Raw genomic sequence first — 12,063 nt, forward strand, 5'->3', positions numbered from 1 at the left:
CGTCGCGCGCGCGGGGCCGGCTGTGTCGGCTCGGCCGGTGTGACGGCCGTGGTGTCGGCTGTGGTCACGGCTTCCTCCCTCGTTGGGTGAGGCGCCAGTTGACGGCGACGAGGACGATGATCAGCAGGAAGAAGGCCCACACGATGGCGGCTCCGTAGCCGTAGTCGTTGTTGAGGAAGGCCGACTGGTAGAAGTACAGGAGCGTCGTCAGGCCGGCCTGTCCGGGGCCGCCGAGGTTGGCGTTGGCGGCGTTGCTGGCGAACAACACCTGGGGTTCGCTGAAGCTCTGAAGGCCGTTGATGGTCGAGATGATGACGGTGAACAGGATGATCGGCCGCAGGATCGGGACGGTGATCTGGAAGAACGTGCGGACCGGGCCGGCGCCGTCCACCTTCGCCGCCTCGTAGATGGAGGTCGGGATCGCCTGGAGACCGGCCAGGTAGATGATCATGTTGTAGCCGGTCCACATCCAGGTCATCAGCAGCGCGATGACCACCTTGATCAGCCACGGGTTGCTCAGCCACGGCACCGGCGAGATGCCGACCGTCCCGAGGATCGCGTTGACCAGGCCGAAGTTGTTGCTGAACACCGCGCCGAAGAAGATCGCCACGGCGACGATCGAGGTGACGTTCGGCACGTAGAGCGCGATCCGGTAGAAGCCCTTGAAGCGGCGCACCGAGTGCAGCAGCGTGGCCAGCACCAGGGCGCCCAGCAGGGTGGGCACCGTGGACAGCACCCAGATCACCAGGGTGTTGCGGATCGACAGCCAGAAGACCGGGTCCGACCACAGGAACCTGAACTGCTGAAGGCCCACGAACTGCTTGACGCCGAGGCCGTCCCAGCGCTGGAAGGCCAGGTACAGCGAGTAGAAGACCGGAAAGAAGGAGAACGCGGCGAAGATCAGGTAGAAGGGCGAGATCGCCAGGTACTGCCGCCAGTACTTCAGCGGGCCGCGCCGCTTCGGCCGGACGGTGCCGACGGGCGTGGCGCGCCGGGGGCGGAACCGGGCCGGGCCCGGCCCGCCGCGGTGTTCGCGCACCGTGGCGGGACCGGCGACCGGAGGGGACGTCACCTCAGTTCACCCCCTGGCGGCGGGCGATCTGCTTGGCCTGGCTGACCGCGTCGTTCCAGGCGTCGTCGGGCTTCTTGCCCTTGGCCTCGATATTGGTCAGCTCCGTCTTGTAGGGGGCCATGACAGCGGCGTCGGCCGGGGCCTCGTAGGCGGCCGGGACGGACTTGGCGGCCGGCCCGAAGACCTCGATGATCTTCTGTCCGCCGAAGAAGGCGTCGGGGCCGGTCATGGCCGGCATGGTGTACGCGGCCGGGGCCGCGGGGAAGATGGCGGCGTCGGTGAACCCGCGGGCGTCGTTGGCCGGGCTGAGGATCCAGCTGATGATCTTGAAGGCCTCTTCGGGGTTGCGGCACTGCTTGGGCAGGGCCAGGTAGGAGCCGCCCTGGTTGGCCGGTCCGACGGGCATCGCGCACACCCGCCACTTGCCCTTGGTCTGAGGGGCGGCCTGCTCGATGTCCAGCGCGTGCCAGGCCGCGCCCAACTCGGTGAGGAGGTTCTTGCCGACGGCGGCGTTCCAGCTGTTGTCGTTGATCTTGGCGTCGAGCCCCAGGGTGTAGGGGCGGACCGAGGTGGTCCAGGCGGCGCGGATGTGGTCCTGGTCGCCGATGAAGTGGTTGTTCTTGTCGATGAACCGCTGGGTGCCCTGGCCGATGGTCATGTCGAACATGGAGCCGAGGTTGTTGACCAGGTAGGTGCCGGGGTTCTTCTTCTGAAGCTCCATGCCGAGCTGGAAGTAGTCCTCCCAGGTCGTGACCAGGGCGGCGACCTTGTCGGGGTCGGTGTCCACGCCGGCCTTGGCGAACAGGTCCTCGCGGTAGAAGAGCGCGGTCGGGCCGATGTCGATCGGGAAGCCGATCTGCTTGCCGTCGGAGGTCTGGGCGAGCTTCGTCTTCCAGTCCAGGTACTGCGAGGAGACCTTCTTGAAGCCCAGGTCGTTCAGGTCGAGGAAGCGGGAGGCGTTGGGCAGGAAGGACGCGATGTCCTCGCCCTTGATGCCGGTGATGTCGGGCACGGAGGAGCCGCCCGCGGCGAGGGTGGTGGTGAGCTTCTGCTTGAAGTCACCGCCGATGGAGGCGGCCGTCAGCTTGACCGTACCGCTGAAGTGGGTCTTCGCCTCCGCCACCACCTTGTCGCTGAGCGCGCCGCCCCAGTACCACAGGGTGAGGTTCTTGCCGTTCTTGGTTCCGCCCGATCCGGAGCCGCCGCCGCATGCGACGGTCAGGCCGGACGCGGCCGCGGTGAGGGCGGCGGCCTGGAGGAAGCCTCTGCGTGAAAGGTCCACGGGTCACTCCTGTTGTTCCTGTGCGTGGTACTGAGGGGCGTGGTGGTGTGGGTGTGGGGCGGGGGTGCTGTGGGGCTCTGCGATGGTGCGGTGGATCGGGGGTGCTGTGGGGCTCTGGGACGGGGCGGTGGATCGGGTGCGGGTCAGTGCTGTCGGGCGGGCGGGGTGACGGGCGCGTGGTGCACCTGGGAGCCCACGTCCGCCGGCAGCCGGTCGGCGAGGAAGCCGTAGGTCCGCTTCAGGTCGGGATCGGTCAGGGAGCGCCACCAGCGGTCGACGCCGTACCAGCCGGGAGCCGCGAGGGCGCCGCCGTGGTGCCGTACGGACAGCCCGGCCGCGAGGACCGCGAACCGCAGCCGTTCGGCCAGGGGCCAGCCGCCGAGGGAGGCCGTGACGAAGCTCGCCCCGAAGACGTCTCCTGCGCCGGTCGCGTCCAGGACGTCCACGGCGAGGGCCGGGACCTCCGCGTACTCCCCGGTGGTCTGGTCGACGGCGATCGCGCCGTCCCCGCCCCGGGTGACGACCGCCACCGGCACCAGTTCCGCGAGCGTGCCGAGGGCCGCTACCGCGCTGTCGGTGCGGGTGTAGGCCATCGCCTCGGTCTCGTTCGGGAGGAAGGCGTGGCACAGGGCGAGTTGGTCGAGGAGGTCGCGGGACCACTCCTGGGTGGGGTCCCAGCCGACGTCCGCGTAGACGTGGGTGCCGTTCGCGGCGGCCTTGGCGATCCACTCGCGCGGCTCGGCCTCGATGTGCACCAGCGCCGTGCGCGCCTCGGGCGGGTCGCCCATCAGCGCGTCCTGCGAGAACGGGGGCTCCTGGCCGTGGGTGACCAGCGCCCGGTCGTGGCCGGTCGCGAGCGAGACGGTGACGGGGGTGGGCCAGCCGTCCGCGGTGCGGGAGAGCGAGAGGTCGATATTCTCCTGGTCGCACAGGACGTCCCGGCAGTACTCGCCGTAGAAGTCGTCACCGAAGACCGTGGCCAGCGAGGTGCGCAGGCCGAAGCGGGCCGTGGCCACCGCGAGGTTCGCGATGCCGCCGGGGCCGCAGCCCATGCCCGCCGTCCAGATCTCCTCGCCCGGCGTCGGCGGCTTTCCCAGACCCGTCAGGACGAGGTCGTAGAAGAGCAGCCCGGTCAGCAGCACATCGGGCCTGTCGTCGTCCACGCGCGCCACCTCTCGTCAAAACTCGTCATTTTCGATGCCGGAATCGTGCTCTGCCCGGGGAGATTGGTCAATACCCGAGCAGAACTGAGCATGGAAATGATTGAAGATGACGAGTAGTGTGCACCGCGTGCTGGCAGAACGACGACACCAACTCATCCTGCGGGCCCTTCGCTCCGGTGGCCCCGCCTCTGTGACCGACCTCTCCGAGCAACTGGGCGTGAGTCCGGCCACCATCCGGCGCGACCTGCTCAAACTGGAGGAGGACGGACTGCTCACCCGGGTCCACGGCGGTGCCGTGGCCGACGAGGGCGATCAGCCCTTCGCCGAGGTCGCCGAGGTGCGGGTGGCCGAGAAGGACGCGATAGCCGCGCGCGCCGCCGCCATGGTGGCGGACGGCGAGTCGGTCCTCCTGGACATCGGCACCACCGCCTACCGGCTCGCCCGGCAACTGCACGGCCGCCGGCTCACCGTGATCACCAGCAACCTCGTGGTCTACGAGGAGCTGGCCGACGACGAGGGCATCGAACTGGTGCTGCTCGGCGGCATGGTCCGGCGAGAGTACCGCTCCCTGGTGGGCTTCCTCACCGAGGACAACCTGCGCCAACTGCACGCCGACTGGCTCTTCCTCGGCACCAGTGGAGTGCGGCCCGGCGGGCAGGTGATGGACACGACGGTCGTCGAGGTGCCGGTCAAGCGAGCCATGATCAAGGCCGCCGAAAAGGTCGTCCTGCTCGCCGACGCGCAGAAGTTCCCGGGTACGGGGATGGCGAAGGTGTGCGGTCCCGAGGACCTGGACGCGGTGGTGACGAACGCCCCGGTCGACCCGGTGACCCGCTCCTCCCTGGAGGAAGCGGGCGTCGAGGTCGTCGTGGCAGGAAAGGTGAAAGCGTGAAGCTGACGATTCTGGGCGGCGGCGGGTTCCGGGTGCCGCTCGTGTACGGGGCACTGCTGACGGACCGCGGCGAGGGCCGGGTCACCGAAGTGGTGCTGCACGATCTCGACGACAGTCGACTGTATGCGGTCGCCCGTGTACTGGCCGAACAGGCCGCCACCGTGCCCGACGCCCCCAAGGTCACCGCCACCACCGACCTCGACGAGGCCCTGCGCGGCGCCGACTTCGTCTTCTCCGCGATCCGCGTCGGCGGCCTGGAGGGCCGCGCGAACGACGAGCGCGTGGCATTGGCGGAAGGCGTCCTCGGCCAGGAGACGGTCGGCGCCGGCGGTATTGCCTATGGTCTGCGAACCGTCCCCGTCGCCGTCGACATCGCGCAACGCGTGGCCCGTCTCGCCCCCGACGCCTGGGTCATCAACTTCACCAACCCCGCCGGCCTGGTCACCGAGGCCATGTCCCGCCACCTCGGCGACCGCGTCATCGGCATCTGCGACTCCCCGGTCGGCCTCGGTCGCCGTATCGCCAAGGTGCTCGGCGCCAACCCGCGCGAGGCCTTCATCGACTACGTCGGCCTCAACCACCTCGGCTGGGTACGCGGCCTGCGTGTGGCCGGCCGCGACGAACTCCCGCGCCTGCTCGCCGACACCGACCTGCTCGGCTCCTTCGAGGAGGGCAAGCTCTTCGGCACCGACTGGCTCCAGTCGCTGGGCGCGATCCCGAACGAGTACCTGCACTACTACTACTTCAACCGCGAGACCGTCCGCGCCTACCGCGAGGTCGAGCGGACCCGCGGCGCGTTCCTCCGTGACCAACAGGCCCAGTTCTACGACGAGATGAAGCGCCCGGACGCCGCCGCGCTCACCGCCTGGGACCGCACCCGCGCCGAGCGCGAGGCGACCTACATGTCCGAGAACCGGGAGACGGCCGGCGCCGGCGAACGCGACGCCGACGACCTCTCCGGCGGGTACGAGAAGGTCGCCCTCGCCCTAATGCGGGCCATCGCCCGCGACGAACGCACCACCCTGATCCTCAACGTCCGCAACCAAGGTGCCCTGTCCGTCCTCGACGCGGACGCCGTCATCGAGGTGCCGTGCCTGGTCGACGCCAACGGCGCCCACCCCGTCGCGGTCGCCCCGCTGCCCGACCACGCCACCGGCCTGGTCTGCGCGGTCAAGGGCGTCGAGCGCGAGGTCCTCGCGGCGGCCGAGAACGGCTCCCGAACGACGGCGGTGAAGGCCTTCGCGCTGCACCCGCTGGTCGACTCCGTGAACGTCGCGCGCCGCCTGGTGGAGGGCTATACCGAGGTCCACCCGGGTCTGGCGTACCTTAAGTAGGCACCGCCCCAGTAAGCGCTTTCCCCGAGTTCTCGACAGTGAGGTCTCGACAGCGAGTCCTCAACAGCTCCGCACGCTCTCAACAACTCCCCACGTTCTCAGCAGCTCAGCTCCCTGGTTCCCTGGAGACCTCCCATGCACGACGAACGCAGCCGGATCGAGGAGCGCGTCCAGCGCGCCCATGACCAGCGGATCAAGCCCGCGATCTACGCGGCGACCGCGCCCTTCACGGTCGAGGCCTGGCAGGCCCCCGGTGAGCCGGTCCCCTTCGAGGAGGCCGCGGCGGCGCCGTACACGCCGTTCGCGATGGACACCCCGTGGGGTCCGCCCTGGGGCACCACCTGGTTCCGGATGCGCGGCGAGGTGCCCGCCGAGTGGGCCGGGAAGCGCGTCGAGGCCGTCATCGACCTCGGCTTCACGGGCGACTGGCCGGGCAACCAGGCCGAGGCGCTGGTCCACCTCGTGGACGGGACACCGCTGAAGGCGGTCAACCCGCTCAACCAGTACGTGGCCATCGCCAACCCGGCGGAGGGCGGCGAGGTGATCGACTACCTGGTCGAGGCGGCCTCCAACCCCGACATCCTCGCCAACAACTTCTCGGAGCCGACACCGCTCGGCGATGTACTGACCGCAGGCGACCGTCCACTGTATACATTCCGCCGCGCCGACCTCGCCGTCCTCGACGAGGAGGTCTTCCACCTCGACCTGGATATCCAGGTGCTGCGCGAGCTGATGCTGGAACTGGGCGAGCACGACCCGCGCCGGCACGAGATCATGCACGCCCTCGACCGGGCCCTGGACCTCCTCGACCTCGACGACGTGGCCGGTACGGCCGCCGACGTCCGGGCCGCGCTCAAGCCCGTGCTGTCCAAGCCAGCCAACGCCAGCGCGCACATCGTCTCCGGTGTCGGGCACGCGCACATCGACTCGGCATGGCTGTGGCCGATCCGCGAGACCAAGCGCAAGACGTCCCGCACCTTCTCGAACGTGACCTCGCTCGCCGACGAGTACGAGGACTTCATCTTCGCCTGCTCGCAGGCCCAGCAGTACGAGTGGGTGCGCGACAACTACCCGCAGGTGTGGGCCCGCATCCAGGAGTCCGTCAAGCGCGGCCAGTGGGCGCCGGTCGGCGGCATGTGGGTCGAGTCCGACGGCAACCTGCCCGGCGGCGAGGCCATCGCCCGCCAACTCGTCCACGGCAAGCGGTTCTTCATCGAGCACTTCGGCGTCGAGACCAAGGGCGTCTGGCTGCCCGACTCCTTCGGCTACAACGCCGCCTACCCGCAGCTCGCCAAGCTCGCCGGCAACGAGTGGTTCCTCACCCAGAAGATCTCCTGGAACCAGACCAACAAGTTCCCCCACCACACCTTCTGGTGGGAGGGCATCGACGGCACCCGCATCTTCACCCACTTCCCGCCGGTCGACACCTACAACGCCCGCTTCAGCGGCGAGGAGATGTCCCGCGCGGTCCGCAACTACCAGGAGAAGGGCAGCGCGACCCGCTCGCTGGCCCCGTTCGGCTGGGGCGACGGCGGTGGCGGTCCCACTCGCGAGATCATGGAACGGGCGCGCAGGCTCGCCGACTTGGAAGGTTCGCCCAAGGTCGTCGTCGAGCACCCCGACGAGTTCTTCGCCAAGGCCCGCGCCGAGTACCCCGACGCCCCGGTCTGGGTCGGCGAGCTCTACCTCGAACTCCACCGCGCCACCTACACCTCCCAGGCCCGCACCAAGCAGGGCAACCGCCGCAGCGAACACAAGCTGCGCGAGGCCGAGTTGTGGGCGACGACGGCCGCGCTGCACGCACCGGGTTACGCCTACCCGTACGAGAAGCTCGACCGGCTGTGGAAGACGGTCCTGCTGCACCAGTTCCACGACATCCTGCCGGGCTCCTCGATCGCCTGGGTGCACCGCGAGGCCGAGGCCGAATACGCCCGCGTGGCAACGGAGTTGGAGGAGTTGACGGCGGCTGCCGTGGCCGCGCTCGGCGGCGGCGGGACCCGTGTCTTCAACACCAGCCCCTACGACCGCGCCGAGGTCATCCGCACCGCGACCGGTGTCCCGATGTACGCGACGGTCCCCGCGAACGGCAGCGCCCCGCTGGCCGCCGAGTACGTCCCGCAGGCGGTGACCGTCACCGACCGCGTCCTCGACAACGGCATCGTCCGCGTCGAACTCGCCGACGACGGCACCCTCGCCTCCGTGCGCGACCTGCGCCACGGCGGCCGCGAAGTCCTCGCCGACCAGGGCAACTTGCTCCGCCTCCACACCGACCTCCCGAACTACTGGGACGCCTGGGACGTCGACAAGCACTACAAGAACCGCTTCACCGACCTCCTGGCCGCCGACTCGATCACGGTCGTCGAGCAGGACCCGCTGCTCGGCGCGATCCGCGTGCAGCGGTCCTTCGGCAAGGGCTCGAGGATCGTGCAGACGATCACCCTCCGCGCGGGCAGCGCCCGGATCGACTTCGAGACCGACATCGACTGGCACGAGGCCGAGAAGTTCCTCAAGGCGGGCTTCCCGGTGGACATCCGGGCGGCGCACTCCTCCGCCGAGATCCAGTTCGGCCACATCCAGCGGCCCACGCACACCAACACCAGTTGGGAGGCGGCCCGTTTCGAGGTCTCCGGCCACCGCTGGGTGCACCTCGCCGAGCCCGGCTACGGCGTCGCCGTCATCAACGACTCGACGTACGGCCACGACGTCTCGCGCACGGTCCGCGAGGACGGCGGTACGACGACCACGGTCCGCCTGAGCCTGGTGCGCGCCCCGCGCATCCCGGACCCGGGCGCCGACCAGGGCAAGCACCGCTTCGTCTACTCGCTGCTGCCCGGCGCGAGCATCGACGACGCGGTCGCCGAGGGCTACGCGCTCAACCTCCCGCTGCGGGTGGCCGATTCGGTCGGCGCCCCGGAGCCGGTCGTCTCCGTCGACGGCGAGGGCGTCACCGTCGAGGCGGTCAAGCTCGCCGACGACGAGTCCGGCGATGTCGTGGTCCGGCTCTACGAGTCGAACGGCGGCCGCGCCGAGGGTGTCCTGCGCACGGGCTTCCCGCTCGCGGGCGCCGGGATCACCGACCTGCTGGAGCGTCCACTGGAGGACGTCTCCGTCGACGGCGACTCGGTCGCCGTGAAGCTGCGGCCCTTCCAGATCCTGACGCTCCGTCTGAAGCGGGCGGACGCAGGTCAGTAGAACCCCAGGGGGCGGGGCTGGTTGTCGCACACCGGTCCCGCCCCTTGGCTGTCCCCCAACTGGCCTTTGTACGTAACGGGAGTTCAGCCGTGTCCATGCAACCGTGGTTCACCGACGCCAAGTTGGGGATCTTCGTCCACTGGGGGATCTACGCCGTCGACGGCGTCCAGGAGTCCTGGTCGTTCTACGACGACATCGTGCCGCACGATCGGTACATGTCCCAGCTCGGCCGGTTCAGCGGCGCGAAGTACGACCCGCGCGCCTGGGCCGACCTGTTCGCCCGCGCGGGTGCGAAGTACGCCGTCCTCACCAGCCGCCACCACGACGGAGTGGCGCTGTGGGACACCGGGTTCGGCGATCTCAACCTCGGCAGGGACTACCTCACCGGTTACGCGGACGCCCTCCGCGAGCAGGGCCTGAAGGTCGGCCTCTACTACTCGCACTCCGACTGGAACCACCCCGACTACGCCACCACCCGCAAGCCGGGTCGCCCGCCTGAGCAGGAGGACAACCGGTACTCCGAGTGCTCGGCCGAGGGCGAGGACCTGGCGGCCTGGGAGCGGTTCATCGTCTACCGGGACGGTCAGATACGGGAGTTGGCCTCCCGCTACCGGCCCGATCTGATGTGGTTCGACGGCGAGTGGGACCGCAGCGAGGAGCAGTGGCGGATCAAGGAACTCGCCGCGCTGATCCGCTCGTACTCGCCGCATGTCGTCTTCAACGCCCGGATGCTCAGCGAGGGCGACTACGCGACACCGGAACAGGGTGCCCCCGTCGAACCCCCGGACGGGCCCTGGGAGTTGTGCCTCACCATCAACGACTCGTGGGGCTACCAGCACCACGACGACAACCACAAGTCGCTGAGCCAGCTGGTGCGTTACTTCACGGAGACGATCGGCGGGGGCGGCAACCTGCTCCTCGACGTCGGCCCGATGGAGGACGGCACCATCCCGCAGCCGCAGGTCGAGCGTCTCGAAGGGCTGGGGGAGTGGATCCGCAAGCACTCCGACGCCGTGTACGGCACGGTCCGCGGCCTCCCGGCCGGGCACCACTACGGGCCGAGCACTCTCTCCGCAGACGGCCGCACCCTCTACCTCACCCTGTTCGACGTCCCACGCGCCGAGATCGGTGTCCGGGGACTGGTCACCCCGGTCCGCCGGGTCACCGTGCTGGGCACCGGCACCGAACTCGCGCACCGGGTCGTCGGCGGACTCCACGAGGCCGTGGGCCAGTTGTGGATCGACCCGCCGCCCCTGGCCGATCTCGACCCGCTCGCCACGGTCCTCGCCGTGGAACTGGACGGGGAGTTGGAGCTGTACCGGGGATCAGGCCGCTTCTGACGGTCGGCGGCGACTGCCCGGCCCACACCGAGGCGGCCGGCCCACACGGGGGACCGGCCGCCAGGGGTGGGGGTCGTCAGCCGGTGAAACCGGCCGTGATGGACGTGAACTGCCAGGTGTTCTGGCTGATGCCGGAGCAGTTGCTCACCACTCCGCCGCCGGCGCACCCGCGGTCACGGTTGACCGACCAGAACGCGAGCCGCGCGATGTGGTGCGAGTTCGACCAGTCACGGATCTGCGTCCAGATGGCCGGAGTCGTGGTCTCGGACTGGTCCGACAGACCGTTCATGCCCGAGATACCGATGTGCGAGTAGGCCGTCGCGTCGTCCCAGCCGAACGTGGACTTCAGCTTGGTCTTCAGGCCCTCGGCCGCGGCCACCGTGTTGCCGTACATGTCGGAGCCGCCGCCGAAGTCGAACGGCATGATGGTGAAGACGTCGATGCCGGCGCCCAGCGACTGCGCCTGCTCGATGAGCCGGTTGCCGTAGTACGTCGGGCCGGTCGTCGAGGTGCCGAAGGTGACGATCGTCCTCAGGCCCGGGTTGTTGGCCTTGACGGTCTTCAGCGCGGTCAGGATCTTCGCCTGGACGGCCTCGTTCTCGAACTCGTCCGTGTTCTCGATGTCCATGTCGATCGCCTTGAGGCCGTAGGCGGTGATCACCTTCTGCAGGGCCCCGGCGAGTGCGCTCGCGGAGGAGCAGTTGGCGCCGAGCTTGCTGCCCTGCCAGCCGCCGAAGGACGGCACGATGTCACCGCCGGCCGCGCGGATCTGGTTGATGGCGGTCTGGTCGACGCCACCGGTCAGCGCCCGGCTGCCGTCCCAACTCGGCGTGCAGCCACCGGAGTCGAGCACGAACGCCATGGTGAACCACTTGATGCCGGTCGCGCTCATCACCGTGCTCGGACTCGGCGGATCGCCCCAGCCCTCGTACAGATACGGCGCGACCTGGGTGAACCCGGTGCCGCCACCGGTGCCGGCACTTGTCGTGACGCTCACCGCGTTGGAGGCCGCCGAGCTGTTCCCGGCCGCGTCGCGCGCCTTGACGGTGAACGTGTAGGCGGTGCTGGACGCGAGCCCGCTGACCGTCCCGCTCGTGCCCGAGACGCTGAGGACCTGGTTGGCGCCGCTGTAGATGTCGTACGCCGTGACGCCCACGTTGTCGCTCGCGGCGCCCCACGACAGCGACACGCTGGAGGAGGTCTTGGCCGTGGACGTCAGGCCGGTCGGCGCGGTCGGGGCCTGGGTGTCGCCACCGCCGCCACCGCCGGGACCGTCGAGGCTGATGTCGTCCGCGTAGTAGGTGCCCTGCGCGTACCAGCCGTGGACGTAGATGGTGGCGCTGGTCTGCGCGGCGCCGGTGGTGAAGGACGTCGTCAACTGGGTGTACGCCGACGGGGACGAAGTCCACGTCGAGGAACCGCCGTTGACACCGAGGTAGACATAACTTCCGCGCACCCAGCCGCTGAGCGAGTAGGCCGTGTTCGGTTGCACGGCCACCGTCTGGGTGCACTGCGCGGTGTCGCTCGAACTCACCGCGCCCGCAAGGGCCTTGGAGCCTCCGTGTACGGGCGAGGAGACGACCGAGCCGAGGTTCCCGGTGCAGGACCAGGGGGAGAGACTGCCCGACTCGAAGCCGGGGTTGGTCAGGACGTTGGCCGCCTCCGCGGTGCCGGGCAGCGCGATGGCCCCGGCCATGGCCAGGGCCGCGGTACCGAGCAGGGCGAGGAACCGACGTCTGGAACGTCTGAGTGTGTCGCGCACGCGATCTCCCTGAAGGAATGGGGGTG

The 12,063-nt window shown here is 69.5% G+C and carries 8 protein-coding genes; 4 read left to right on the forward strand and 4 right to left on the reverse strand.

The genetic code is table 11. The features are described from left to right. Positions 1-64: 64 nt before the first annotated feature. The 3 genes from ACIRRY_RS02055 to ACIRRY_RS02065 form a co-directional block, all read right to left on the reverse strand. Entirely contained in the window at positions 65-1,039 is a 975-nt protein-coding gene (locus ACIRRY_RS02055; protein WP_403968314.1) for a carbohydrate ABC transporter permease, read from the reverse strand. A gap of 34 nt (positions 1,040-1,073) precedes the next feature. Next, the gene (locus ACIRRY_RS02060) at positions 1,074-2,354 is read right to left on the reverse strand and encodes an ABC transporter substrate-binding protein (RefSeq protein WP_403966781.1); all 1,281 of its coding nucleotides are present in this window, start codon (positions 2,352-2,354) and stop codon (positions 1,074-1,076) included. 143 nt (positions 2,355-2,497) lie between these two features. Then, a complete protein-coding gene (locus ACIRRY_RS02065) occupies positions 2,498-3,517 on the reverse strand; it encodes a carbohydrate kinase family protein (RefSeq protein ID WP_403966784.1) in 1,020 nt (339 codons plus the stop codon). Positions 3,518-3,644: 127 nt separating this feature from the next. Between ACIRRY_RS02065 and ACIRRY_RS02070 the strand changes: the two genes are divergently transcribed. The 4 genes from ACIRRY_RS02070 (at position 3,645) to ACIRRY_RS02085 (ending at position 10,275) form a co-directional block, all read left to right on the forward strand. After that, a complete protein-coding gene (locus ACIRRY_RS02070; RefSeq protein WP_403966787.1) occupies positions 3,645-4,409 on the forward strand; it encodes a DeoR/GlpR family DNA-binding transcription regulator in 765 nt (254 codons plus the stop codon). Next, positions 4,406-5,743, forward strand: a complete 1,338-nt coding sequence (locus tag ACIRRY_RS02075; RefSeq protein WP_403966790.1) for a 6-phospho-beta-glucosidase — start codon at positions 4,406-4,408, stop codon at positions 5,741-5,743. The genes ACIRRY_RS02070 and ACIRRY_RS02075 overlap by 4 nt, the downstream gene beginning before the upstream one ends. Positions 5,744-5,878: 135 nt before the next feature. Next, on the forward strand, positions 5,879-8,935 hold the full coding sequence (locus tag ACIRRY_RS02080) for an alpha-mannosidase (protein ID WP_403966793.1): 3,057 nt from the start codon (positions 5,879-5,881) through the stop codon (positions 8,933-8,935). An 89-nt stretch (positions 8,936-9,024) separates the two neighbouring features. Continuing rightward, a complete protein-coding gene (locus ACIRRY_RS02085; RefSeq protein WP_403966796.1) occupies positions 9,025-10,275 on the forward strand; it encodes an alpha-L-fucosidase in 1,251 nt (416 codons plus the stop codon). A gap of 76 nt (positions 10,276-10,351) precedes the next feature. On the opposite strand, the gene ACIRRY_RS02090 is transcribed toward ACIRRY_RS02085, so the two are convergent. Beyond that, on the reverse strand, positions 10,352-12,037 hold the full coding sequence (locus ACIRRY_RS02090) for a carbohydrate binding domain-containing protein (protein WP_403966799.1): 1,686 nt from the start codon (positions 12,035-12,037) through the stop codon (positions 10,352-10,354). Positions 12,038-12,063: the final 26 nt, after the last annotated feature.

Source organism: Streptomyces sp. NPDC101776, from assembly GCF_044766845.1.
Classification (GTDB): domain Bacteria; phylum Actinomycetota; class Actinomycetes; order Streptomycetales; family Streptomycetaceae; genus Streptomyces.

Bases quoted from the DNA above. Each gene is read 5' to 3' on its own strand.
- ACIRRY_RS02080 (WP_403966793.1), top strand. From the start codon at position 5,879: ATGCACGACGAACGCAGCCGGATCGAGGAGCGCGTCCAGCGCGCCCAT.